Origin of the sequence: Aminobacter sp. J41, assembly GCF_000526635.1 — a bacterium.
Taxonomy (GTDB): domain Bacteria; phylum Pseudomonadota; class Alphaproteobacteria; order Rhizobiales; family Rhizobiaceae; genus Aerobium.
Window position 1 is genome coordinate 1 of the sequence record NZ_JAGL01000013.1, and the last position, 25,144, is coordinate 25,144.

The 25,144-nt window shown below is 63.7% G+C and carries 22 protein-coding genes; 8 read left to right on the forward strand and 14 right to left on the reverse strand.

Annotation, left to right across the window (positions count from 1 at the left end):
• Both L630_RS0110675 and L630_RS22845 read left to right on the forward strand, forming a co-directional pair.
• Positions 1-242 (forward strand): integrase core domain-containing protein (locus tag L630_RS0110675; RefSeq protein WP_024848247.1); only part of this gene is annotated, 242 nt, incomplete at its 5' end.
• A 386-nt stretch (positions 243-628) separates the two neighbouring features.
• Complete coding sequence (locus L630_RS22845) at positions 629-886, forward strand: hypothetical protein (protein ID WP_144708639.1); 258 nt, start codon at positions 629-631, stop codon at positions 884-886.
• Between the two features lie 6 nt (positions 887-892).
• Here the strand turns inward: L630_RS22845 and urtE are convergent, their stop codons facing one another.
• From urtE to urtA, 5 genes are all read right to left on the reverse strand, one after another.
• The gene (urtE, locus tag L630_RS0110685; RefSeq protein WP_024848248.1) at positions 893-1,588 is read right to left on the reverse strand and encodes an urea ABC transporter ATP-binding subunit UrtE; all 696 of its coding nucleotides are present in this window, start codon (positions 1,586-1,588) and stop codon (positions 893-895) included.
• Positions 1,589-1,590: 2 nt separating this feature from the next.
• Entirely contained in the window at positions 1,591-2,337 is a 747-nt protein-coding gene (gene urtD / locus L630_RS0110690; RefSeq protein WP_024848249.1) for an urea ABC transporter ATP-binding protein UrtD, read from the reverse strand.
• 3 nt (positions 2,338-2,340) lie between these two features.
• Positions 2,341-3,555, reverse strand: coding sequence for an urea ABC transporter permease subunit UrtC (gene urtC / locus L630_RS0110695; RefSeq protein ID WP_024848250.1), 1,215 nt, complete (start codon positions 3,553-3,555; stop codon positions 2,341-2,343).
• Complete coding sequence (gene urtB / locus L630_RS0110700) at positions 3,552-5,165, reverse strand: urea ABC transporter permease subunit UrtB (RefSeq protein ID WP_024848251.1); 1,614 nt, start codon at positions 5,163-5,165, stop codon at positions 3,552-3,554. Before urtB ends, urtC begins: the two co-directional genes overlap by 4 nt.
• 73 nt (positions 5,166-5,238) lie before the next feature.
• The gene (gene urtA, locus L630_RS0110705; protein WP_186445257.1) at positions 5,239-6,507 is read right to left on the reverse strand and encodes an urea ABC transporter substrate-binding protein; all 1,269 of its coding nucleotides are present in this window, start codon (positions 6,505-6,507) and stop codon (positions 5,239-5,241) included.
• A 519-nt stretch (positions 6,508-7,026) separates the two neighbouring features.
• Here urtA and L630_RS0110715 point away from each other — a divergent pair.
• The gene (locus L630_RS0110715; RefSeq protein WP_024848253.1) at positions 7,027-7,476 is read left to right on the forward strand and encodes an SRPBCC family protein; all 450 of its coding nucleotides are present in this window, start codon (positions 7,027-7,029) and stop codon (positions 7,474-7,476) included.
• A 27-nt stretch (positions 7,477-7,503) separates the two neighbouring features.
• Complete coding sequence (locus L630_RS0110720; protein ID WP_024848254.1) at positions 7,504-7,983, forward strand: VOC family protein; 480 nt, start codon at positions 7,504-7,506, stop codon at positions 7,981-7,983.
• Between the two features lie 20 nt (positions 7,984-8,003).
• On the opposite strand, the gene L630_RS0110725 is transcribed toward L630_RS0110720, so the two are convergent.
• The 5 genes from L630_RS0110725 to L630_RS0110745 all read right to left on the reverse strand — a co-directional run bounded on the left by L630_RS0110725 (position 8,004) and on the right by L630_RS0110745 (position 14,829).
• Positions 8,004-10,061 carry a bifunctional aldolase/short-chain dehydrogenase gene (locus tag L630_RS0110725; RefSeq protein ID WP_024848255.1) on the reverse strand — a complete coding sequence of 686 codons (2,058 nt, stop codon included), beginning with the start codon at positions 10,059-10,061 and terminating at the stop codon, positions 8,004-8,006.
• Positions 10,062-10,089: 28 nt separating this feature from the next.
• Positions 10,090-11,043, reverse strand: a complete 954-nt coding sequence (locus L630_RS0110730; protein WP_024848256.1) for a sugar-binding transcriptional regulator — start codon at positions 11,041-11,043, stop codon at positions 10,090-10,092.
• A gap of 194 nt (positions 11,044-11,237) precedes the next feature.
• On the reverse strand, positions 11,238-12,281 hold the full coding sequence (locus tag L630_RS0110735; RefSeq protein WP_024848257.1) for a substrate-binding domain-containing protein: 1,044 nt from the start codon (positions 12,279-12,281) through the stop codon (positions 11,238-11,240).
• A 47-nt stretch (positions 12,282-12,328) separates the two neighbouring features.
• Positions 12,329-13,315, reverse strand: a complete 987-nt coding sequence (locus tag L630_RS0110740; RefSeq protein WP_034329967.1) for an ABC transporter permease — start codon at positions 13,313-13,315, stop codon at positions 12,329-12,331.
• Complete coding sequence (locus L630_RS0110745) at positions 13,315-14,829, reverse strand: sugar ABC transporter ATP-binding protein (RefSeq protein WP_024848259.1); 1,515 nt, start codon at positions 14,827-14,829, stop codon at positions 13,315-13,317. The genes L630_RS0110740 and L630_RS0110745 overlap by 1 nt, the downstream gene beginning before the upstream one ends.
• 152 nt (positions 14,830-14,981) lie before the next feature.
• On the opposite strand from L630_RS0110745, the gene mtnK reads away from it, so the two are divergent.
• The 4 genes from mtnK (at position 14,982) to L630_RS0110765 (ending at position 19,979) form a co-directional block, all read left to right on the forward strand.
• Positions 14,982-16,250, forward strand: coding sequence for an S-methyl-5-thioribose kinase (gene mtnK, locus L630_RS0110750; RefSeq protein WP_024848260.1), 1,269 nt, complete (start codon positions 14,982-14,984; stop codon positions 16,248-16,250).
• The gene (mtnA, locus tag L630_RS0110755; RefSeq protein WP_024848261.1) at positions 16,247-17,344 is read left to right on the forward strand and encodes an S-methyl-5-thioribose-1-phosphate isomerase; all 1,098 of its coding nucleotides are present in this window, start codon (positions 16,247-16,249) and stop codon (positions 17,342-17,344) included. The genes mtnK and mtnA overlap by 4 nt, the downstream gene beginning before the upstream one ends.
• A gap of 131 nt (positions 17,345-17,475) precedes the next feature.
• Complete coding sequence (locus tag L630_RS23545) at positions 17,476-17,610, forward strand: hypothetical protein (protein ID WP_256366536.1); 135 nt, start codon at positions 17,476-17,478, stop codon at positions 17,608-17,610.
• A gap of 50 nt (positions 17,611-17,660) precedes the next feature.
• Positions 17,661-19,979: a glucose/quinate/shikimate family membrane-bound PQQ-dependent dehydrogenase gene (locus tag L630_RS0110765; protein ID WP_024848262.1), complete on the forward strand. Its 2,319-nt coding sequence runs from the start codon at positions 17,661-17,663 to the stop codon at positions 19,977-19,979.
• A 34-nt stretch (positions 19,980-20,013) separates the two neighbouring features.
• Here the strand turns inward: L630_RS0110765 and L630_RS0110770 are convergent, their stop codons facing one another.
• Genes L630_RS0110770 through L630_RS0110785 form a run of 4 tightly spaced genes read right to left on the reverse strand, consistent with a single transcriptional unit; the run spans position 20,014 to position 25,127 of the window.
• A complete protein-coding gene (locus tag L630_RS0110770) occupies positions 20,014-21,759 on the reverse strand; it encodes a peptidase M14 (RefSeq protein ID WP_024848263.1) in 1,746 nt (581 codons plus the stop codon).
• Entirely contained in the window at positions 21,756-22,607 is an 852-nt protein-coding gene (locus L630_RS0110775) for an ABC transporter permease (RefSeq protein WP_024848264.1), read from the reverse strand. The genes L630_RS0110770 and L630_RS0110775 overlap by 4 nt, the downstream gene beginning before the upstream one ends.
• Before the next feature lie 6 nt (positions 22,608-22,613).
• On the reverse strand, positions 22,614-23,540 hold the full coding sequence (locus tag L630_RS0110780) for an ABC transporter permease (protein WP_024848265.1): 927 nt from the start codon (positions 23,538-23,540) through the stop codon (positions 22,614-22,616).
• A gap of 54 nt (positions 23,541-23,594) precedes the next feature.
• Complete coding sequence (locus L630_RS0110785; RefSeq protein ID WP_024848266.1) at positions 23,595-25,127, reverse strand: ABC transporter substrate-binding protein; 1,533 nt, start codon at positions 25,125-25,127, stop codon at positions 23,595-23,597.
• Between the last annotated feature and the right edge of the window lie 17 nt (positions 25,128-25,144).

Genomic DNA, 25,144 nt, shown 5'->3' on the forward strand with positions numbered 1-25,144 from the left:
GCTACTGCGAGAGCTTCAACTCGAAGCTCCGCGACGAACTGCTTGACGGTGAGATCTTCTACAGCCTCGCCGAGGCCAAGATCATCATCGAAGCCTGGCGGCGATACTACAACACCAAGAGGCCACACTCGTCGCTTGGATACAAGCCACCGGCACCCGAGGCCATCATCTGGCCTGCGCCAGCAAGCGGAGCAGCACCGTCATCTGCCCGGGCAATAGCCCCAAGGCCGATCATGAACTAAGATTGAAACCGGACCACCCTATGGGGTCAGGCCACTTCGACATTGCTTAAACCTTTGTGGTAGATCAAAAGAATCTGGGGGGAGTATTTTCGTGGACGAAAAGACGCTTGAGGCAGCAGCAGCGCACGCCGTCACCGAAGAGGCACTTGAGGCAATTGTCGAGCGTGGGCACTATCTCGACCACCTCAAGAAGGTTAATGATGTCTATTACGACCAGATCAAGATAGCCGACCAAAAGGCGGCCTACCTGTTCACCTTTATGGTTGCTTTCCTCGTTGCTTCCGCAGAGGGTCGCGACGTCTTTAGCGCGGCGCGCTATGCGCAGGGAAGCTGGCACACCATCGTGCTTTCTGCCTGCATGGCGCTTGCGGTCGTCACCACGATATTTGCGGCGGTGCTGGTCGTGCTTCCGCGCAAGGCGACGGGCGGCACAACGCTCTACTGGGGGGGCCTGGTCCGACAACCGCCAGCGCTTCATCGAGGCCGACCGCACCGGCGACCCGCAGTTCCTGACGCGCGAATATCTCGGCAATGTCGACGCTCTGGCTTCCATCGCCCGGCGCAAGTTCATGTTCGTCGCCACCGCCTTCCGCGGCCTGCTACTCGCCATCCTCGCCTATGTCCTGCTGCTCGCGACGAGGTGAGGTGTCTCACAGCATCAGGTGCCGCCGTACTTCCGGGTCATCCAGCCCCGCCGCTTCGCCGGCGAAGACAATCTCGCCGCGGTCCATGATGGCGACGGAGTCCGCAAGTTCCCGCGCGAAATCGAGATACTGTTCGACTAGCAGGATCGTCATCCCGAGCGTGTCGCGGAGCCAGGCTATCGCGCGGCCGATGTCCTTGATGATCGACGGCTGGATGCCTTCGGTGGGCTCGTCGAGGACGAGCAACTTAGGCCGCATCACCAGCGCGCGGGCAATTGCGAGCTGTTGCTGCTGGCCGCCCGACAGGTCGCCGCCGCGGCGTGACAGCATCTCCTTCAGTACCGGGAACAGCTCGAACACGTAGTCCGGGATCGCCCGTTGCGACTTCGGCAGCGGCGCAAAGCCAGTCTCGAGGTTTTCGCGCACGGTGAGCAGCGGGAAGATCTCGCGGCCCTGCGGCACGAAGCCGATGCCGGCGCGCGCACGGTCGTAGGCCGCCAACCGGTCGATCGGCTTGCCGTCGAAGGAAATGCTGCCGCCTGATAGCGGATGCTGGCCAACGACGGCCTTGAGCAGGCTCGTCTTGCCGACGCCGTTGCGTCCGAGCACGCAGGTGATGCGACCTTCTTCCGCGTTCAATGAGACGCCGCGCAGCGCCTGGGCTGCGCCATAGTGGAGGTTGGCGTTGTGGACTTGGAGCATCGTCATCTCCCGAGATAGACTTCGATGACGCGCGGGTCCTGCGAGACATGATCGATGCTGCCTTCCGACAGTACCGAGCCCTCGTGCAGGCAGGTCACCTTGACGCCAAGCTCGCGCACGAAGTGCATGTCGTGCTCGACAATGATTACCGAATGGCGGGTGGCGATGTCGCGCAGAAGCCGCACGGTTTCTTCCGTCTCCGCATCCGTCATTCCCGCGACCGGTTCGTCGACGAGCAGCAGCTTTGGTTCCTGCGCCAGCAGCATGCCGATCTCGAGCCACTGCTTCTGGCCGTGGCTGAGATTGCAGGCGAGTTCATTGCGCCGCTCCTCGAGCCGGATGGTGGCGAGGATCTCATCGATCCGCGTGCTCTCCTCAGCCGAACTGCGGTCGAAGACGGTGCGCAGGATGTTGCGAGGGCCTTTGAGCGACAGGGCGATGTTGTCCTCAACCGTGTGGCTCTCGAACACGGTGGGTTTCTGGAACTTGCGGCCGATGCCGAGATTGGCGATGTCTGCCTCATCGTAGCGGGTGAGGCCGTGCTCGCCGTCAAAAAAGATCTCGCCCTTGTCCGGCCGCGTCTTGCCGGTGATGAGGTCCATCATCGTTGTCTTGCCGGCGCCGTTCGGGCCGATGATCGCGCGCATCTCGCCTTTGTCGAGCACCAGGGAGAGGTCATTGATAGCGCGAAAGCCGTCGAACGAGACCGACACCGCATCGAGATAGAGAATGGTGTTGTTACTGCTCATCGATCACTCGGCGGGTTGCGGACGTGCGGCTAGGGCCGGCCCGGTGACAGGCGCGGCTGCGGGGCCGGATGGGGATACCGCGGGCGGTTCGGCTGGCGGCACGGGTGCCACGCGCCGGCGAGCCTTGAGCGACGAGCGCCACTGCTCCCACACTCCGACGATGCCCTTTGGCATGAGAAGCGTTACGGCGATGAAGAGGCCGCCCAGCGCAAACAGCCAGACTTCGGGAAGAGCAGCGGTGAACCAGCTCTTGCCCCAGTTGACGGCGATCGCGCCGATGACCGGGCCGACGATGGTTCCGCGCCCGCCAACAGCTGTCCAGATCACCACCTCGATGGAGTTCGCGGGGGCAAATTCGCTCGGATTGATGATGCCCACCTGCGGCACGTAGAGCGCACCTGCAATGCCGGCCATCACGGCGGAGATGGTGAAGGCGAGCAGCTTGATGTTCTCCGGCCGCCAGCCGAGGAAGCGCGTACGGCTTTCGGCGTCGCGCACGGCGACCATCAGCTTGCCGTACTTGGAGCTGACCAGTCTCGCGGTGGCGACCACCGCGAGTGCCAGCATCAGTGCGCTGGTCGAGAACAGCGCCGCACGCGTTGCCGGCGCCTGCAGGCTGAAGCCAAGGATGTCCTTGAAGTCGGTGAGGCCGTTATTGCCGCCAAAGCCCATGTCGTTGCGGAAAAAGGCCAGGAGCAGCGCATAGGTCATCGCCTGGGTGATGATCGACAGGTACACGCCCGTGACGCGCGAGCGGAAGGCGAGCCAGCCGAAAGCGAAGGCAAGCAGGCCCGGCGCGAGCATCACCATCAGCGCTACGAACCAGAACTGATCGAAACCGTACCAGTACCATGGGAGCTCCTTCCAGTTGAGGAAGACCATGAAGTCGGGCAGCACCGGGTGGCCATAGACGCCGCGGCTGCCGATCTGGCGCATCAGGTACATGCCCATCGCGTAGCCGCCGATGGCGAAGAAGGCGCCATGGCCTAGGCTGAGGATGCCGCAGTATCCCCAGACGAGGTCGAGCGACAGCGCCAGCATCGCGTAGCAGAGGTACTTGCCGAGCAGTGCCACTGCATGCGGCGGCATATGGAAGCTGCTGGAAGGCGGCACAGCAAGGTTCAGCACCGGCACCGCGATGGCAGCAGCGACGAGAAGGATGAGGAGCAGGAGGACGCGGCGGTCGAGCCCGCCGGAAAACAGTCGCGAGAATATCATGCTTCTACCGCCCGGCCCTTGAGCGCGAACAGTCCGCGTGGGCGCTTCTGGATGAACAGGATGATCAGCACCAGGACGACGATCTTGCCCAACACAGCACCGGCATAGGGCTCAAGGAACTTGTTGGCGATGCCGAGAGAGAAAGCGCCAAGCAGCGTGCCCCAGAGATTTCCGACGCCGCCAAAGACGACGACCATGAAGGAGTCGATGATGTAGCCCTGGCCGAGATTGGGTGAGACGTTGCCGATCTGGCTGAGGGCGACGCCGGCAATGCCCGCGACGCCTGAGCCCAGGCCGAAGGTGAAGGCGTCGACCCAGGGTGTACGGATACCCATCGAGGCGGCCATGCGCCGGTTCTGGGTGACCGCCCGCATATGCAGGCCCCAGGACGTGCGGTTGAAGATGAACAGCAGCAGCGCAAACACCGCGAGCGAGAAAACGACGATCCAGAGCCGGTTCCAGGTGATCGCCATCTGGCCGATCTCGAAACTGGCGGACATCCAGGAAGGATTTGCCACCTCGCGGTTGGTCGGGCCAAAGATCGTGCGAACCGCCTGCTGCAGCACGAGTGAGACGCCCCAGGTGGCCAGCAATGTTTCGAGCGGCCGGCCGTAGAGGAAGCGGATGATGCCGCGTTCGATGGCTATGCCGACGGCACCCGCGACGACGAAGGCAATTGGCAGGGCGAATGCGAGCGACCAGTCCTGCAGGTTCGGCGCGATGCTCTGGACCGCTCCCTGCACGACAAAGGTCGTGTAGGCGCCTAGCATCACCATCTCGCCATGTGCCATGTTGATGACGCCCATGACGCCGAAAGTGATGGCAAGCCCAATAGCGGCAAGCAGCAGCACCGAGCCAAGCGAAATGCCGAACCAGATGTTCTGTGCCGCGTCCCATGCGGCAAGCACGCTGCGGATGTTGTTTGACGCGCGCTCGGCGGCGCGTCTCAGGTCGCCCTCAGACTTCGCCTCGACGGCGGCAAGCAGCGACAGGACGTTGCGGTCGCCAACGGAGCCCAGAACCTCGACTGCGGCGATCTTTTCAGCGTCGGGCAGGTCAGACTGAAGGACGGCTGCGGCGCGCGCTTCCTGCATCCTCTGCTTCACCGCAGGGTCCTCCTCGGCGGCGATCGCCGCATCGAGCGCCTCGACCATGGCAGGATCTGGATTGGCGAGCATGTTGCTGGCGGCGGAGAGCCGCGCTTGCGGGTTTTTCGCGCCCAGCGTCAGCGAGCTGAGCGTGTCGCGGATGACGCGGCGCAGACCGTTGTTGACCTTGACCTTCTTCAGCCCGGATGCAGAAGCGTCCGGCACTTCCTCGCCGGTCAGCGGGTCGAGGAGCTTGGCGTTCTTCCCAGAACCTTCAACGATATAGACGGCGCCGTCCGACTTGCGCGCCTGCAGCCTGCCTTCGCCGAGGGCTTCCAGCAGCGGCCGTACCGCTGGGTCCCCGGTTGCGCCCAGCTCACGCACCAGCGCTTCGGTCTGGTCGAACTTTTCAGCAGTTGCGAATTTCGCGGCGATTTCGGCAAGCGACGGATCCTGCGCGCGCGCGGTGCCCGCAACAAGCAGCAGCGGCAGCAGGATGAGGCACAGGGCGCGCAGGATCATCGTTAGCTCATTTCAGTCTGGGAGGAAGGAAGGCCGGGGCGAAGGCGGCATTCTTCGCCCCGGCTGTGGGGCATCAGTTGATGCCCTTTCCGCCGCACTTGCCCGTTGCGACGTTGAAGTTTCCGCACGACAGCGGCGCGCGCCAGTCGGCGATGAGGTCCTTGGAATCAGGCAGGAAGTCCGACCACTCGTCGCCCACGACGAGGCCCGGCGTCTCCCAGACGACCTCGAACTGGCCGTCGTCCTGGATCTCGCCGATCAGGACCGGCTTGGTGATGTGGTGGTTCGGCATCATGGTCGAATAACCGCCCGAAAGGTTCGGGACCGACACGCCGACGATGGCGTCGATGACGGCGTCGGCATCGGTGGTGCCGGCCTTCTCGACCGCCTTCACCCACATGTTGAAGCCGATGTAGTGGGCTTCCATCGGATCGTTGGTGACGCGCTTGTCGTTGCCGGTGTAGGCGTGCCAGGTCTCGATGAACGCGGCATTCGCCTCGCTCTCGACCGACTGGAAGTAGTTCCAGGCGGCAAGGTGGCCCACCAGCGGGCCGGTGTCGATGCCGGCAAGTTCCTCCTCACCGACCGAGAAGGCGACGACCGGGATGTCCTCGGCCTTGATGCCCTGGTTGGCGAGTTCCTTGTAGAACGGCACGTTCGCGTCGCCGTTGATGGTCGAGACCACCGCCGTCTTCTTGCCGGCCGAGCCGAAGTTCTTGATGTCCGTGACGATCGTCTGCCAGTCGGAGTGACCGAACGGCGTGTAGTTGATCATGATGTCCTCTTCGGCGACGCCCTTGGACACCAGGTAGGCCTTGAGGATCTTGTTGGTCGTCTGCGGATAGACGTAGTCGGTGCCGGCGAGCACCCAGCGCTCGACGCCTTCCTCATTCATCAGGTAGTCGACGGCCGGGATCGCCTGCTGGTTCGGGGCAGCGCCGGTGTAGAAGACGTTGCGCTGGCTTTCCTCGCCCTCGTACTGGACCGGGTAGAACAGTAGAGAATTCAGCTCCTCGAACACCGGCAGCACCGACTTGCGCGACACCGAGGTCCAGCAGCCGAACACGGCGTCGACGCCGTTGACGGAGATCAGCTCACGCGCTTTTTCGGCAAAGAGCGGCCAGTCCGAGGCCGGATCGACCACCACTGCCTCGAGCTTCTTGCCGAGCAGGCCGCCCTTCTTGTTCTGCTCCTCGATGAGCATGAGCATGGCGTCTTTCAGCGTCGTCTCCGAGATCGCCATCGTTCCCGACAGCGAGTGGAGGATGCCCACCTTGATGGTGTCCTCTGCGGCAAAGCTCTGTCCGGCGGACATCATGCCTGCGATGATGGTTGCTCCCATCAGCAGGCCGCTGGCGCGCGAAGTCAGTTTCATGACACTTCCCCTCTGGTTGTTTGCTGCGCTGCAAAAAAGCAAAGCAACCAGCGTGCCAATTATTGGTCGCTGACCTTTCTCATCAATAATCCAAGGGGTTGCGTGATCAGCATAGTGGGCTGCGAATTGCGGTGACTCTGAGCGGTCGGCAAGTTAACGCGAGTACCTGCATTTTTTTTTAGCATTTGCACAATTTGCGCAGAGTAGATGCAGTGCAGACTTCCAGGCAATTTCGCAGCTGGCGGAAATCCCAGCCCGTTTGTCATTCATGCGTGGCGGTGGTGCTTGTAGGTTCGGGGTCTGCGAAACCCGGGATGCCTGAGGTCAAGAAAAAGTTTTGCGGCAGCGGTGTCGGAGCCGACGCTCTACACACGTCTTTAATGAGCCAGCTGCTCGAGCTGGCGATCATCGGTCATGCCGGCGAAGCTTTGCAGAGCCAGAGCCCGCGCTGAGCATTCGACGACCACAGAGCAACGGGAGTGTCACATGCCAAGTACTATCCGTCTGCACCGCGTCTTCGCCGCCAAGCCTGAGAAGTTGTACCGGGCATTCACCGAGCCTGACGCCGTGGCGAGCTGGCTGCCGCCCTTCGGATTCACCTGTACTGTTCAACAGTTGGAGCCCAAAGTCGGCGGCCGGCACAGGATCTCGTTCCGCAACTTTTCCACCGGATCCAACCCTTTCTACTTCGGCGGCACCTATCTGGAACTCGTTCCGAACCAGCGGCTTGTCTACACCGACAGCTTCGAAGACCCGAACATGCCGGGCGAGATGAAGGTTACGGTCGATCTCAAGGCCGTGTCCGTTGGCACCGAGGTCAACATCGAGCAGCAGGGCGTGCCGGACGCGATTCCCGCGGAAGCCTGTTACCTCGGCTGGCAGGAGTCGCTGCAAAAGCTCGCGAAGCTCGTGGAGCCCGAGATTCCGGACGAATAGACCCCTAGCTACAAAGAGGAGGAAGCGATGAATTTTCCCAAGAACATCATCTGCCTCTGGTACGACAAGGATGCCGAGGAAGCGGCCAACTTCTATGCCAAGACCTTCCCCAACAGTTCGGTCGGTGCAGTCCAGCGGGCGCCGAGCGACTTCCCGTCCGGAAAGGAAAAGGACGTTTTGACGGTCGAGTTTACCGTCGCCGGAATTCCGTGCGTCGGCCTCAACGGCGGGCCGATGTTCAAGCACAGCGAGGCCTTCTCCTTCCAGATCGTGACCGAGGACCAGGAGGAGACCGACCGCTACTGGAACGCGATCGTTAGCAACGGCGGCCAGGAAAGCATGTGCGGCTGGTGCAAGGACAAGTGGGGCATTTCCTGGCAGATCATCCCGCGCGTGCTTCTGGAAGCAATGGCCGCGGGCGGCGCCGAAGCCAAGCGGGCCTTTGAAGCCATGATGCCGATGCGCAAGATCGACGTCGCGACGATTGAAGCCGCCCGGCGCGGGTAAGCGCGGGCGGCAGAACCGACCTACCTCAACGCAGCCGCGATGTTGCCGCCGTCGACGGTGGTAACGTCCGCGGTCGTGCGTTCGGCGAGCGCATGGTGCAGGAATGCCTGGGCGACGTGGTCGGCAGTGACTTCAAGTCCGAGCAGGTTGCCGGACATGTAGTCCTTCTCAGAGAGCCCGCGCGCCTTCGAGCGGCTGGCGATCATTTCGTCCGTCAGGAGGCCCGAACGGATGCGGTCGGCATTGACCGCGTTCGAGCGCACGCCGATCGAGCCATATTCCAGCGCATACTGGCGCGACAGGAACAGGCTCGCGGCCTTCGGCAGGCCGTAGGCACCGAATTTCGGGCCGGGATTCACGGCCTGCTTCGAGGTGTTGAAGAGCAGCACGCCGCCGGTCTGCTGCGCCTTAAAAATCCGGACAGCTTCCCTGGCGACGTTCTGGTGCGAGAAGAAGTTGAGCTCGAAGCTCTTGCGAAGGAGCGCATCGTCAAGCTCGCCGATCTCGCCCTCGAAGGCAGCACCCGCATTGGAAACGACGATGTCGACGCCGCCATAGGTGCGCACGGCCTTGTCGAAGGCGGCGGCGATGTCGACAGGATTGGTGATGTCCGCACCGACGCCGATCGAGCCGTTGCCGGCTGCTTTCGCGGCTTCCGCTGCGCGGTCTGCGTCAAGGTCGACGACGACGACATGCGAGCCCTGTGCGGCAAACAGCTTGGCCGTTGCCGCACCGATCGCACCGGCGCCTCCGGTCACTAGCGTGACCTGACCGGTGAGCGGCTTCGGCTTGTTGCCGGCGAGCTTGGCCTGTTCTAGCGACCAGTATTCGAGCTCGAAGAGGTCCGACTTTGCCAGCGGGCGGAAGTCGCCGATGGCTTCCGCGCCACGCACGGCCTCGATCCACATCTCGCCGACGTCCGAGGCAATCTTCGCGTCCTTGAGCGTGCGGCCGAAGCCGAACATGCCGAGGCCCGGTACCAGCAGGAGGCGCGGCATCGGGTCGAGCATGGTGCGCTTCATATCATCGCGCGCGTCATTCTCCTCAAAGTAGCGGGTGTAATCGTCGACGAAAGCGGCGACGCGCTCCTTCACCACTTGCTCGTAGGCCGCAAGATCGTCGGCGTCTGGCGCGGGCAGGGCAAGGGGGCCGGTCTTGATGCGGATGGAAAGGTCCGGCGTCGACACGCCCCGTGCGGCGCGGCGCTCGAGGCCCTCTGCGTTCACGAATTCAAGGACCTGCGGCGATGTGCGGAAGACACAGACCATGCGGTCGAAGCGACCCTCGCCGTGGCGGACGGCTACCGCTCCACGCAGCATCGGCGCGATCTGGGCCGGATCGGGCAGGCGATTCGGCAAGGTGACCGGAACCAGCCGGTTGACCTTGTTTGCCGCGATGTAATCTTCCGCCACTGTTACGTGTTGGATCATGCGGTCGTAAGCTTCTTTCGCCGTCGCCCCGAAGGTGAAGATGCCGTGCTTGTCGAGGATCAGCCCCTCGACCGAGGTGTCCTGCTCGTAGATCTCGGCCGCGGCCTTGGCGAGGTCGAAGCCCGGCTTGATGTAGGGCACGTATCCCATCTTCGGCCCGAACACCTTGCGGATCAGCGCCTCGCTGTCGCTGCCCTGGTCGACGATGGCGAGTACGGCGGTGGAATGGGTGTGGTCGACGAACTTGTGCGGCAGGAACGCGTGCAGCAGCGTTTCGACCGACGGGTTGGGAGAGGACGGGTTGATGAGGTTGGCGCGTTGCAGCGCGACCATGTCCTCATCCGAAAGCTTGTCCAGCGTGCGTGCCTTGAGGAGCGGTCCGAGCTTCACAGCCGGCAGCCCCTCCGGTTCGATCACCGCCATATCCCAGCCGCTGCCCTTGACGTGCAGCACCGGCCAGCGATCGCCGACTAGGTCAATCGCCTCAAGCTTGACCGAGGTATTGCCGCCGCCATGCAGCACCAGGCGCGGATCGCCGCCGAGGAGGCGGGTCGTGTAAACCCGCAGCGCAAGGTCGCGCTCAACGCCCTTCTTCGCATAGCTCTCGACGAGGGCTTCGGCTTCGGTTTCGTTCCACAGGTTCTTCATGTCGGGTCCGGCGGTCTGTTGGATTGGATCAGGAACTTTTCGGCAGGTCGGCCAGAAGGCGCTCGGCCATGCCCTGGGTGAGCACGAGATGGGTGGCGAAGCGCCCGGCGAGTGCCGCCTTCAGCGGCTCGAGCTTGGCCTCTTCCTGCACGACCATCATTCGCTTCGGAATGCTGCGCAGCGAAGCGAAGTCGGCGGAGATGACGCGGCGGTTGTAGTCGCAATCGAGCAGCTCGCCCCTCGCGTCGATCATCTGCCCGGCAATCACGCCCGTGGCACCCTGACGGCGCAGCTCTTCGACTTCCGCAGACGTCATCGCGCCGCATTTGACGACGTGCGCGTCTTCGCTGACGAGGCCGACGGAGTAGAGCGCAAGGTCGCAGTCGGCGACACCGGCCAGCTGCTCGCGGATCACCGGCTCCTCGCGCAGCTCGCGCGCCAGCCGCTCGTTCGTCAGCACCAGCGGCGCGTAGAAATTGAGGCCGCGCGCGTTGAGCCGGCGGGCGATCTCCATGGTGCACTGATCCGGTCGGTAGGAGTAGGGCGCGCCGAGATTGCCGCAGAGTTGCACGACGGTGACGTCGTGGAGGTCCGCGTAGGACATGACGTCGGCGATATTGTAGACGGTGCGGCCCCAGGCGATGCCGATTTTCTGGCCGCTTTCGGCGAGCGAGAGGAAGACGCTGGCGCCGAGGGCCGGGATCTCGGTTGCCGGATCAAAGGACGCGCCGTTTTCGGGGGCTACCCAGACGCCGTCTAGCCCGAAGGCGTCCTCGATCCGCCGCGCAAGCACGTCGCTTGCGAAGAGCGCGGTTGAGGTGGCGATGGTGACGATGCCGGTTTCGCGCGCCTTTCGCAGATAGAGCGCGACAGACGCGCGCGAGATGTCGAGCCGCTTGGCGACCTCGTCCTGCCGCAGGCCGTGGGTGTAATAGAGCCACGCTGCCTTGTGCACGATCTGGTCGGCGGGGCGGATGGACATCGACTTCTCCTCTTGGCTCGACATTATTCAATGTGAATGACAAAAGTCAATTCGCATGGCCGTTACGAAGAGGCAAGGGTGGCGGGTTCACGCCCGGGGACCCAGATGGTGATCGGTCAGCAAGCTAATGCTGAAGGCAAAAACCCGCCGGAGACCGGCGGGTTTTGTCGAGGAAGCGCTCAGCTGACGCCGCCTTACTCGTTCGGGTTCGGCATCCATGCCGGCATGGCAACGTCAGCATGGCGGAACTGCGGCATCTTTGCCGACAGGTCTTCCATGTTCTTGATATCGTTGTCGTTGAGGTCGGCCTGGGTGATGAGGGTCGGCGGCACGATGACGCTGCGGCCCGGATCTTCGCCAGCGAGCATCATGGCAAGCGCACGGACGGAGACCTGACCCACTACGGCGGGGTTGGTTGCCGCGGTTGCGGCCCAGGACGAGCCGGGCTCGCGCATTGCCGAAATGTCTGCGGTCGAGACGTCAGCCGAATAGATCTTGATGTCCGAAGACAGGCCTGCTTCATCGACCGCGATCTTCACGCCCTTGGCGAACTCGTCATAAGGGGCGAACACAACCTGGATGCCGGGGTTGGCGGTCAGCACCGAACGGGCCTGGTTGGCGACCGAGTTGGCGATGGGGTTGTCGAGCGTGCCGAACTGCGCGACTTCCTGGATGCCGGAATACTTCGCCTTGAACTCCTTCCAGGTCTCGTCGCGGCGGTCGAGCGGGGCGATGCCCGCGACATAGACATAGGCGGCCTTCCAGGACTCGCCATTGTCCTTGATCGCCTGCTCAAGGGCGAGGCGGGCAAGGTCACGGTCCGACTGCTCGATCTGCGGGATTTTGTCGTTCTCGACGTTGACGTCGAAGGCGACGACCTTGATGCCGGCGTCGACCGCGCGCTGCGCGGCTTCTTTCATCGACTCGGTCAGGCCGTGCTGGATGATAATGCCGTCGACGCCGAGCGCGATCGCCTGGTCGACCATGTCGGCCTGCAGCGCGGCGTCCTGGCGGCTGTCGAAGACGCGCAGGTCGACGCCCAGCGCCTTGGCCTGCGACTCGACGCCCGACAGGTACGCCTGGAAGAAGTCACCGGTCGAAAGGTAGCGCACGAGCGCGATGCGCACGTTCTCCGGCTTGTCGAACGGTGCCGGGCGGTCCTGCGCCAGCGCCGGCAGCGCCAGCAGGCTGGCTGCGGCGAGCGTCAGCCTGCCCAATGTCCTGCGTGTGATGCTCATTCCTCACTCCTCCACGTTATGCCGCTGTGCGGCGTATGCATTGCTCCCTATTTCGTCCTGCTCGACAGCGCGAAGGTGAACACGAGCGCCACGACGAGCACCGCGCCCTTGACGAAATCCTGCGTGTAGTAGGGGGCGTTCATCATGGTCAGCCCCTGCAGGAGAACGCCCACGAAGAGCGCGCCGATGGCGGTGCCGAAGGCGTTCGGCTTGGCGGCTCCCAGTACCGCAAAGCCGATCAGAGCGGCGGCAACCGCGTCGAGGAGCAGATTGTTACCTGAGGCGATGTCGCCGCGTCCAAGTCGCGCAGCGAGCAGAATTCCGCCGATCGAGGCGAAAATTCCAGATATGACGTAGGCCCAGATCTTGTATGCCTTGACGGGTGCGCCGGCGAGTTCGGCTGCCTTCTCGTTGGAGCCGACGGCGTACATCATTCTCCCGAAGCGGGTGAATTCGAGGAAGAACCAGATCAGCACGGCCAGTACGAGCAGTACCACCACTGACACCGGCACGAGGTTCGGCAGGAAGAAGTCGAAGCGGTGACGGCCAAGCGACAGGAACGCTTCGCTGAAGGTGCCGGTAGCCGTCGAGCCGTCCGGCAGGGTCATGCCGGCCGCGATCGAGCGGCCTTCGGTGGGGATGCGCTGCAGGCCGACCAGCAGGAACATCATGCCGAGCGTCGCCAGCAGGTCCGGGACGCGCATGTAGACGATGATGATGCCGTTGATGAGGCCGACGATGGCGCCGATGGCAAGGCAGAACAGCACCGCGACAAACGCGCTCTGCTCCATCACCACCATCGCATAGGCCGCCGCCATCATCGCACTGGTCGCGACCGAGCCGATGGACAGGTCAAAGCCGCCGACGACCAGCGTGGCCGTGACGCCCAGTGCCAGGATTCCGGTAATCGCCACGGACTGGAAGATGAAGACGGCGCTCTGCGGTGAGGCAAAGCCGGGCGCGGCAACCGCGAAGAAAATGATGAGCCCTGCAAGCAGCGCAAGGAAGCCGTAGCGGATGACGATGTTTGCCATCAGGCGGCACCTCTTCTGTCGTCTTTGTCTTCGCCGGCGACCTGCGCCAGCAGTCTGTCCATGTCCAGGTTGGCGTTCCGATGCTCGCCGACGATGGTGTGCTCCGACATCACGAGGATGCGGTCGGCCGTCTCGAGCGCTTCGTCGAGCTCAGTAAGGAACAGGAGCGTCGCGCGGCCCGGCGCGCTGGCGCGCAGCTTTGCGGCAATGTCACGCCGCGCCGCGATGTCGACACCCTGAAAGGGCTCGTCAAGGATCAGCAACTGAGAGGGCTGCGACAGCCACCGGCCGACCATCACCTTCTGCTGGTTGCCGCCCGAGAGCGTCTGCATCCGGTCGCGCTCGTTGCGGCAGACGATGCCGAGGCTCTGGATCTGCTCGCGCGCGATCGCCCGTTCGGCACGGGTGCGCAGGATACTTCCCAACGACAGCCGGGGCAGGAACGGCAGGCTCATGTTCTTGTAGAGATTGAAGTCCGCGACAATGCCGCTCTCGGCGCGATCCTTGGCGACGAGGAAGACGCCGGCTGCGATGGCATCCGCAGACGTGCGCGGCGCATAGTCTTGTCGGGCTAGCCGCATCGTTCCGCCGAGCGGCCGGCGCACGCCGAACAGCGTCTCGGCGAGCTTCGTCTTACCGACGCCCACGAGACCGGTGATGGCGACGACCTCGCCGTCACCCAAGGTGAGCGAAAAGGGGCGGGCGGACGGCGCAATGCGCAGATCGTTCGCCTCGAACACTTTGCGAGTCGCATCCGCGACGGTCACTGCCGCATGACCCATCTGGCGGCCCAGCATCGCGTTGACCGCGCCCTCATAGTCGAGCGGCTTTTCCTCGAACACGCCGGTGATGACGCCGTCGCGGAGTGCTACGATCCGGTCGGCGACGCGGCGAATGTCCGACATGCGGTGCGAGATATAGAGAATGGCGACGCCGTGGGCGCGCAAGCGGTCGATGACCGAGAACAGCCGGTTCGCCTCCGCGCTCGACAGCGACGAAGTGGGCTCATCAAGCACCATCACCTTGGGCTCATGCGCCATGGCGCGTGCGATCGCGACCATCTGCCGGTCGGCGAGCGAAAGATCCGAAATGCTTGCCCCGAGGTCCACCTGGAGCCCGAGCCGGTCGGCAACTGCCCGCGCCTCTCGACGCACCCGGCGCGGGTTGAAGATCAGCGGCGCGCTCTTGCCGCTGAGCCGGTCCATGGTGAGGTTCGTGGCCACGTCGAGCGTCGCAACGACGCCGTCATTGATGTTCTGGTGGACGGTGACCACGCCCGCCCGGATCGCCTCGGCAGGCGAAGCCGGTTCATAAGGCTGTCCCGCCAGCTCCATCACGCCGCCGCCGCGAGGATAGACCCCGCTCATGATCTTGACGAGAGTGGACTTGCCGGCGCCGTTCGCGCCCATCAGCACGGTAACGGTTCCCGTATGCAGTTCAAGATTGACGTCGTTCAGCACCCGGATGGGTCCGAACGACTTCTCCAGCCCTGCAATACGGAACATGGCATCCATGCCGCCATTCCTCCCCTGGACACGACGCTACGGCACGTTGTCGGCAAATGTCAACATGATTGACAATTGCCAGACCGCTCACTAGCGTTTTCGACATTGGAGGCGGCCGCATTCATCTCGCGGCCGGGTGCGGGTGCGACGGGAGGAGTTGCATGGACGCCAAATCTTTTGAGGCGTTAACGGTCGAAAGTTTGCCGGCACGGCTTGGTGGGCTGGAGGAGCTGCGGAGTCGGCTTGGCGCGGAGCCTTCGGCCTGGCGCGTGCGCGAGGTCGGCGACGGGAACCTCAATCTCGTCTTCATTGTCGAGACCGACAAGGGCGGCGTCATCGTCAAGCAGGCATTACCCTATGTACGCCTTGTCGGCGAAAGCTGGCCGCTGCCGCTGAAGCGGTCCTTCTTCGAATACCACGCGCTGACGCGCCAGCAGGCGCGGGCGCCTAGGCAGGTGCCGGAAGTCTACCACTTCGACGAGGCGCAGGCGCTCGTCGTCATGGAGTACCTGACGCCGCACGTAATCCTGCGCCGAGCGCTGATCGAGGGCCGGCAGCTGCCGAGCATCGCCGACGACCTCGGTCTGTTCATGGCGCGCACGCTGTTTCGCGGCTCCGACCTTTCGATGTCGACGCGCCAGCGCAAGGCCGACCTTGCCCTTTTCGCCGACAATGTCGAGCTGTGCGACATTACCGAAAACCTGGTCTTTTCGGATCCCTATTTCGAGGCCGAGCTGAACGCGCATACCAAGCCGCAGCTTGATCCGCTCGTTGCGGAGCTGCGCGCCGACCGCGACCTGAAGGTCACTGCACAGCGCATGAAGCACCTGTTTACCGCCAAGGCCGAAACGCTGGTGCACGGCGACCTGCACACCGGCTCGATCATGGTGACCGACAGCGACACGCGCGTCATCGATCCGGAATTCGCCTTCTACGGGCCGATCGCCTTCGACGTCGGCATGCTATTCGCCAATTTCTGGATGTCCTACTTCTCGCAGGAAGGACACGAGGAGGGGGGCAGCCGCGAGCCGATGCGGGCCTATCTCCTCGACGTTCTGGAACGCTGCTGGAGCGTTTTCCGCACCGAGTTCTCGCGGCTGTGGCGAGAGGAGCGCAATGGTATCCTCTACCAGCGAACGTTATTTGAAGACCAGGGTGATGCGCTTGGCGCCGAACAGGCGCTTGATGAGCTCTTGCACGAGATCTGGGTCGACTTGCTCGGCTTTGCGGGTATCGAGATCCATCGCCGCATTCTCGGCCTCGCGCACAATGCCGACTTCGAGACCATTAGCGACCAGGACCTCAAGGCGCGCTGCGAGGCAAAGGCGCTGAAGTTCGGTCGCCACATCGCCGTCAACCGCGACCGGATCCACTCCATGAGCGAGGCAAATGCGCTGGCGGCACGACTTTGCAAGGGAGCGGTAACGTGAGGGTTGGCGACAGGCACTATCGCACGATCTGGCTGGCCGAGGACGGTCGCTCAGTCGACATCATCGACCAGCGCTGGCTGCCGCACGAGTTCCGCATCGCCAACCTTTCCAGTGTCGAGGATGTTGCGGTCGCCATTCGCGAAATGTGGGTGCGCGGAGCGCCGCTGATCGGCGTCACCGCCGCCTACGGCGTTGCCATCGCCATGCGCGACGACCCGTCGGATGCCAGGCTCGAATCTGTCTGGGACCAGTTGCACGAAACCCGCCCGACCGCGATCAACCTGCGCTGGGCGCTCGACGAGATGACGCGTGTGCTGAAGCCGCTGCCGTCGGAGGAACGCGCAGAGGCCGCATTCGCCCGCGCGGCGGAAATCGCCGACGAGGACGTCGAACTTAACCGTGCCATCGGCAGTCACGGTCTCACCCTGATCCGGCAGATCGCCGCATCAAAGAAGCCCGGCGAGCGCGTCAACATCCTCACCCACTGCAATGCCGGCTGGCTGGCAACGGTGGATTGGGGCACGGCGACGGCGCCGATCTACATGGCTGTCGAGGAGGGAATTCCGGTCCACGTCTATGTCGACGAGACCCGTCCGCGCAACCAGGGCGCGCAGCTGACCGCGTGGGAGATGGCTGGTCACGGCGTGCCGCACACGCTGGTGGTCGACAATGCCGGCGGCCACCTGATGCAGCATGGCGAAGTCGACATGGTGATCGTCGGTACCGATCGCACCACCGCCAATGGCGACGTCTGCAACAAGATCGGCACCTACCTGAAGGCGCTTGCTGCCCGCGACAACGGGGTGCCGTTCTACGTCGCCTTGCCGTCACCGACCATCGACTGGACCGTGAAGGACGGGGTCAAGGAAATTCCGATCGAGGAGCGCTCCGGCGACGAGGTTTCGCTGGTGTGGGGCCGCACTGCTTCGGGCGAGGTTGTGCAGGTCCGCATTTCACCCGCCGCCACCGGCGCGGCCAATCCGGCGTTCGACGTCACGCCCGCCCGGCTCGTCACCGGCCTCATAACCGAACGCGGCGTTGCCCCGGCCTCGGCCGATGGTCTTCGCGCGCTCTTCCCTGACGAGCCCAGATAATAGCTTCCAGTCCGTCCACAAGACGGACTAAGCCCGCTGCTGATGCAGCAACGCACTGACGCATCATGCGTGGAACAAACTGCCAGCCTGACCGTTGCGGCTCAGGATCCGGCGTTGAGGCTGCGTGAGGGATGTCTTCAAGAACAGTTATATGGCTGGTTGCGATCGCGGTTATCGCCATCGCGATCGTCTTCCTGACGAGCGGGCGCGATGCGTCCGACCGTCCCGGCACGCCTTCGCCTCACGCTATCGACCAGGACCAGTAACCTGTCATTGCTCGCCTGCGTGAGCGGTGGCCCCTGCAGCGGGAGACGACATGACGCTCACCATCACTGCCATCGTGCTCGCCCTGTTCGGAATCGCACTTGCAGGCGGCGGCCTGTGGCTGGTGGTCCTGGGAGGCAGTTTCTTCTACCTGATCGCCGGGCTGGTGATGCTGGTGACGGCGGCGCTGCTCTTTCGTCGCTCGCTTGCTGCGCTGTGGCTTTATGCCGTCTTCGTCGTTGCTGCGCTCGCCTGGGCGATCTGGGAGGTCCGCTTCGACTGGTGGCAGCTTGGGCCGCGCGGCGGCATCATCATTCTGATGGGCATCTGGCTGCTGACGCCATGGGTGCGCTGGCGGCTACTTCCTGCGAGCGGGCAGCCGACGGCCGGTTTCGCGCTCGGCGCGGTGGTTCTCGTCGCGATCGCCGTAGCCGTCTATTCGATGTTCCAGGATCCGCATGATATCGCGGGCAACCTTCCTGAAGAGCGGCTCGCGGGGGCGCGCATCGGGGAGGTGCCCGACGGAGAATGGCACCAATACGGGCGGACCGCGCTTGGCCAGCGCTTCTCGCCGCTAGACCAGATCAACACCGAAAACGTTTCGACGCTTCAGGTCGCCTGGCAGTACCAGACCGGAGATGTGAAGCTGCCGGACGATGTTGGCGAGACGACCTACCAGGTCACCCCCCTCAAGGTGGGTAATACCCTCTACCTGTGCACGCCGCACAACTGGGCGATCGCACTTGACGCCACTACCGGCGAAGAAAAGTGGAAGTTTGACCCCAATGCCGGGATGAACCCCGACCGGCAGCACCAGACCTGTCGTGGCGTCACCTTCTGGGCCGACCCCGCGACCGGCGCCGACACGCCCTGTGGCCAGCGCGTCTACCTGCCGACCTCGGACGCACGCCTTATCGCGTTGGACGCTGCCACCGGCGAGGTCTGCACCAGCTTTGCCGACAACGGCGAGCTGCACCTCGAACAGGGCATGCAGTACAACCCCGCGGGCTACTACTATTCGACCTCGCCCCCGGTCATCAGTGCCGGCAGGATCATCATCGGCGGGGCCGTCAATGATAACTATTCGACACAGTCGCAGTCCGGCGTCATCCGCGCCTTTGACGTGCGTACCGGACGCCTGATCTGGAACTGGGATTCCGGCAACCCGGACGATACCGCGCCTATCGGGGAGGGCGAGTTCTACACCACCAACTCTCCCAACAGCTGGTCGGTGTTCAGCTACGATCCTGATCTCGGCCTCGTCTACATACCGCTCGGCAATCAGGTGCCGGACCAGCTTGGCATGGGCCGCAGCGAGCATGTCGAGAAATATTCGTCTTCGATCGTCGCGCTCGACATAGAGACGGGACAGGTGCGCTGGGTGCGCCAGACGGTGCACCATGACCTGTGGGATATGGATGTGCCGGCGCAGCCGGTGCTGATCGACTTGACGCTGCCTTCTGGCACGGTACCTGCGCTGATCGGTCCCACCAAGCAGGGCGACATCTACGTGCTCGACCGCCGCACCGGCGAGCCGGTCATCCCCGTTCGTGAAGTGCCGGCGCCCACCGGCGCAATCCCGGAGGATTTTACCTCACCTACGCAGCCGGTCTCGGACCTGTCACTGGAACCCCCGCCGCTCGAGGAGCGCGACATGTGGGGCATCACGCTGTTCGACCAGCTGGCCTGCCGCATCCAGTTCCATCGCTACCGGTATGAGGGGCGCTACACGCCGCCCTCGCTAGAAGGCACGATCGTCTATCCGGGAAATTTCGGCGTCTTCAACTGGGGCAGCGTCGCGGTCGATCCTGAGCGGCAGATCATGTTCGGCATGCCGACTTATCTCGCCTTCACCTCGCGGCTTGTACCGCGTGATCAAATTCCGTCGAAGGGCGAGGACGAGAAGGCGAGCGAGCAGGGGCTCAACCGCAATGAAGGCGCGCCCTATGGTGTGTTCATGGGGCCGTTCCTCGGGCCCCTTGGCATTCCCTGCCAGACCCCGCCTTGGGGCTACGTGGTTGGCGTGGACCTGCGTACCGGCGAGATCGCCTATAAGCATCGCAACGGCACCGTCTACGACATGACGCCGCTGCCGCTTCCCTTCAAGCTCGGTGTCCCGGGTATCGGCGGGCCGATGATTACGCGCGGTGGCGTGGTTTTCCTCGGAGCCGCGGTCGACAATTATCTGCGCGCCTATAACGTCACCACTGGCGAACAGTTGTGGGAAGCCCGCCTGCCCGCCGGTGGGCAAGCGACGCCGATGAGCTACACCGGCGAGGATGGCAAGCAGTATGTCCTGATCGTTGCCGGCGGCCACGGCTCCATCGGCACGAAGGCTGGTGACTACGTCATCGCCTATCGGCTGCCGTAGTGTTAGCTCGCTAGTGCCGCCTGGTAGGCCGCAGTCAGGTGGCTGCGGGGCTGTCCTTCATTATCTCCTGCCACGCTTCGTAGGCGGCGAGAACGGTCTCGCACTGCGCAGTGTGGCCGGCGACGAAGAGGTCGTCGTAGATCGTCTCGTCAGGATACTCGGTGATCAGCGTCACGGGGGCGCTGTTGCGCTCATCCAGCGAGACGAGGCAGGGGAAGCCGTTGATCATCTCGAAACCGGTCTCCCCGGCGTGGGTTTCGAACAGGGCGATCTGCTGCGCGTTCATTTCGAGCAGGCCTGGGATTCTGGCAAGGTGCTGTGTCACCGCCTCGGTCAGCGAACGTGCAGGCTCGTCCCAGCCCTTGTGATAGCGCACGATGAGGAAGAAGCCCTTGGGCACCGTCCACATCGCGAAGTTGCGCGGCACGTAGCCGGAAAGCGGCCGCGTCCACTCGTGCGAGGGGTAGCCGTGCAGGTTGACGTGCAGCCGCGCGCCGCTCATGGCCTGCGCTTCAAGGCGGATCGCCTTCTCGAACAGAAACGGGCCTGCGTTCTCGGCGCTACGGTACTCCAGGTCGTCGCCGAGCGCGGTGTAGCGGGCGGCGTGCGACATGTGGCGGGGATTGTCCTGGCGCAGGCGCTGGTGCAGGGCATAGCCGTCGGGGTTTTCGCTCGGAGCGAGGGTGAAGTGCGCACCGGGGCGCTTCGCGAGAAACTTCGAGGCCCTCAGGGCACCTACGACGCCAGTCGTCTCGTTGGCGTGCTGGCCGCCGCTGATCATGACGGGGATGTCGCTGCCGACCACATAGGTCGCCTTCACCTGCCGGCCGGAGCGGGCGGTGGCGGCGAAACTCTTTCCGCCGATGGCGGTAAGCTCGGATGCGATCTGCTCGGCCGAAAGCGGCGCCGTCGCCGTGTCGAGCGGCTGGTCAGGTGAGGGGATGAAGCCGGTCGTGAACGAGCGGGTCTCGATGCGGAGGGCGACCTCGGAGCCCTGGACGACTTCCGGCACGATCTGGCCGGGGCGCAGGGTGCGGGCGGTGAAGGCGCGGCCGGTCTTGCGGGTGAAGAATTCGATGCCGGAGAAGTAGAGGTCCTCGTGCAGTGCCTCGCGCAGACTGACGACTTCGTCGCCCACGTGGAGAGCTTCGTCCTCGGCGGGGAATTCGACGCGGATGTTCAGTTCCTCGAAGAACGGCTCCTTGTCGCCCCAATCTCGAGCGGCGATAGCACCCATCGCCGCGTCGTAGACTTCCTCGAAGTCGGTCACCAGCCGCTCGCCCTTGGCGTCGCCCGCGCGACGGATCCAGCCTGTCGGGGAGACGGCCGACTCGCCCGCAGCATCGTCATGGACGCGGTTTGGTGCGAAGACTTGCAGTTCGCGGCTCCCGCCGTTGGCACCCGTCAGGCGGACGTCATAGTGGAACGCGCCGTCATTGCGCGCGACGAAACTGATTGCGCGCTCACCGACCATCGCCGCCAGCGGGTAGCACTCGAGCCGGAAGCGGTTCTGCGGTGCTGCCTCGTGCACTGGATAGCGGATCTCGATCGCGGCAATGCCGGCGAGGTCAATCTCCTCGAGGAAGGCATAGAGCAGCGGCTTGTAGGCCGAGCGAATTCGCGCCTTCACGCCCTTTTTCGCAAGCGCTTCTTCTGCCGCCTTGCGGCTCTTGCGGTCATCGAAAACCCAAGCTTCGAATTCGTCACCCGGTTTTGCTTCGGCGATGATGCGGTTGAGGGTGCGTTCGAACTTGCGTTCAGTCAGCAGGAAGGTGCTCATGGTCTGGAACTGCGTCCACTCGGATCAAGGGTGTCTCGGAGCCAGTCACCCAGGAGGTTCAGGCCGAGGACGGTAAGAAGGATGGCAAGGCCCGGGAAAACGCTCACCCACCAGGCGGTCTGCAGGTAGGTGCGGCCGTCGGCCAGCATGCCGCCCCAGCTCGGGGTGGTCGGGTCGATGCCGAGGCCGAGGAAGGTCAGGCTGCTTTCGAGCAGGATGTTGTTGGCGACGTTGAGAGTCATCAGCACGATCACCGGGCCAAGCAGGTTCGGCAACAGGTGCTGGAAGATGATGCGGAAGTTGCTGACGCCGATCGCCTTTGCGGAAAGGATGAACTCGCGCTCGCGCAGCGACAGCACCTGGCCGCGCACGAGGCGCGCATACTTCACCCACTCGGAGATGATAAGCAGGAAGATGGTGTTGGTGAGGCTCGGGCCCACGATGGCGACGAAGGTCATCGCGAGCAGGATGAAGGGCATCGCCAGCTGAATGTCCGCAAAGCGCATCAGCAGCATGTCCCAGAAGCCGCGATAATAGCCGGCAACGAGGCCGAGGACGGTACCGAGAATGACGGCGCCGATCACCGATACGACGCCGACCAGTAGCGAGACCTTGCCACCGGCAAGCACGCGCGCCAGCACGTCCCGGCCGAGCGGATCGGTACCGAAGGGGTGCGCGAGGCTCGTGAACGGCGGCGTCAGGCGGGCGGCGAGGTCTACCTTGGCGGCTCCGCCCGGAAACAGGACGTCGGAGAACAGCACGCCCAGGACGATCAGTGCGGTCAGCACCGCGCCGAGGATGAATTCGAGATTGTTGAAGCGGGCTCGACGGGCCGTGGCTGTGGCCATGGGGTGCTACTCCAACCGGATGCGCGGATCGACAAGGCCGTAGGCGATGTCGACGATGAGGTTGACGCCGACGATCAGCAACGCCAGCACGGTGATGACTGCCTGCAGCACCGGATAGTCGCGGGCGTTGACGGCGTCGAAGGCGAGCGTGCCGAGACCCGGCCAGCTGAACACCTTCTCGATGACGACGAGGCCGCCGAGCATGCCGCCGAACTGCAGGCCGAAATAGGTGATGAGCGGAATGGCGCAGTTGCGCAGCGCGTGCTTGTAGAGGACGCGGCGCTCGCTCAGGCCCTTGGCGCGCGCGACCATGACGTACTGCGACTGCAGCGTCTCCAGCATGGCCGTGCGCACGAGGCGGACGTTGGTGGCTGTCAGGATCACGCCCATGGTCAGCGTCGGCATGATGTAGCTCTCGAAGCCGACCATGCCGCTCGGCGGCAGCAGGCCGAGGAAGATAGAGAACAGCAGCACCAGCATGGTGGCGAGCCAGAAGTTCGGGAATGAGACACCGACCAGCGAGAAGATGCGAATGATCTGGTCCGCTGCCTTCCCCTTCGAAACGGCTGCCCAGATTCCGAGCGGGATCGACATGACGATCGAGATCAGCATCGAGACAAAAGCGAGCTTCAGGGTCGACGGGGCTGCGGCGGCGATCAGGTTGGAGACCGGGGCGCCGCTGGCGAAGCTGCGGCCGAGGTCCAGCGTGAGGAGGCCGTGCAGGAAGGCGAGATACTGCTGGTAGAAGGGTTTGTCGGTGCCGAGCGCCGCCCGGACGCGTTCCAGGTCGGCTTCCGACACGGAGCCGCCGCCGCCAGCAAACATCATCACCGCCGGATCGCCGGTCAGACGTACGGCGTACGACACGAACAGCGTGATGACGATAACGACGAAGACGGCCTGGAGTATTCGCTTGAGCAGATAGCGTGCCACGGTCTCAACCTCGGGTGAGAGGAGCGCCGCTGAGAAGCGGCGCTCCGATTGACGTTACTCAACGGTAATTTCGTTGAGCTTCAGACGGTTGTCCGGAGCTGCCTGGAAACCCTTCACGCGCTTGGCGACGCCATAGATCGCGTTGGTGTTGTAGAGCGGCAGCTCGAGCGCATCGTCGGCGACGTACTTGCCGATCGCCTGCAGCATCTTCTCGCGCTGGGCGCGATCGGTCACCGGGCGCTGCTCCTCGAGCATGCGGTCGAGCTCGGCGTCGTTGCCGTACGGGTTCCACTTCTCGCCGGTGTGGTACATGGCGTAAGCGGTGTTGTCGTAGTCGAACGTCCAGCCGCCCCACTTCTGCTGGAACATCGCGCCGGTCTTGCCCTGCGGGATGATGTCCGAAATGAGCGTGCTGGTTTCGTACGGCTTGATGGTCGCGTTGAGGCCGATCGCCTGCAGGTAGCTGACAATGACCTGCGCGACCTCGTTCATCGAAGCGTCGTTGCTGCGGATGTCGATCTGCAGCTCGGTGCCCTCGGCAACGCCGGCTTCCGCGAGCAGCTTCTTGGCGCCTTCCGGATCATACGGCAGGCCCTTCAGCTGGGGATCGTAGCCGAACGACAGCGCGCTCTGGAAGCTGACGATCTCGGAAGCCTGGCCGGCAAGAATCGCTTCGACGATCGAGGCGCGATCGACGGCCATGATGATCGCCTTGCGCACGCGCACGTCGGCAGTGATGCCGTGGCGGGTGTTAAAGCGCAGCGCGTCAACGGTCGGTCCGGGAACGCTGACGACCTCAAGCTTCGAGTCGCCTTCGATGACCGGGATCATCGCGATCGGAATGGTCGGCGGGACGACGATGTCGACGCGGCCGGCCTGAAGTTCGGCAACAGCGGTCGAAGGCTCGGAGATGAAGCGGTACTCAAGCTCGGAAATCTTCGGTGCACCACCCCAGTAGTCGGGGTTCGCTTCGAGCTTGATGCTGACCTTCGGATCGTAGGAGACGAACTTGAACGGGCCCGTACCGACCGGGTTCAGGTTGAACTCCTCGCCGTTCTCCTGGACGTATTTCGGCGGAACAATCATCGCGCCATAGCCGGCGAGCTTGGTGAGCAGCACCGGATCCGGGGCGTTCAGCTTGAAATCTACAGTGAACGGATCGATGATCTCGACGCTCTCGATCGAGGTGTAGTTCGAACGCTGCGGGCCCTTGCCGCCTTCTTCGCCAAGCAGGCGGTCGAAGGTGAACTTGACGGCTTCGGCGTCGAACTCTTCGCCGTTGTGGAACTTGACGCCCTGGCGCAGCTTGAAGCGAATGCGCTTGCCGTCATCGAGCTCTTCCCACGACTCCGCGAGACCCGGGACGATCTGCATGTCCGGACCGCGGTAGGTCAGGCCGTCGTAGATGTTGGTGGCAACGGCCGCCCACGCGACCAGGAAGGTGTCGATCGGGTCCCAGCTGCCGGCATCCTGCGGCACGGACACAGTCACCTTGCCCTCGGCATGCGCCGGCATCGCAGCAAAGGACACGCTGCCCAGTGCAAGCGCTGTCAGACCCGCCAGGATTCCCCTTCTGATGATCTTCATGTGTTCACTCCTCTATG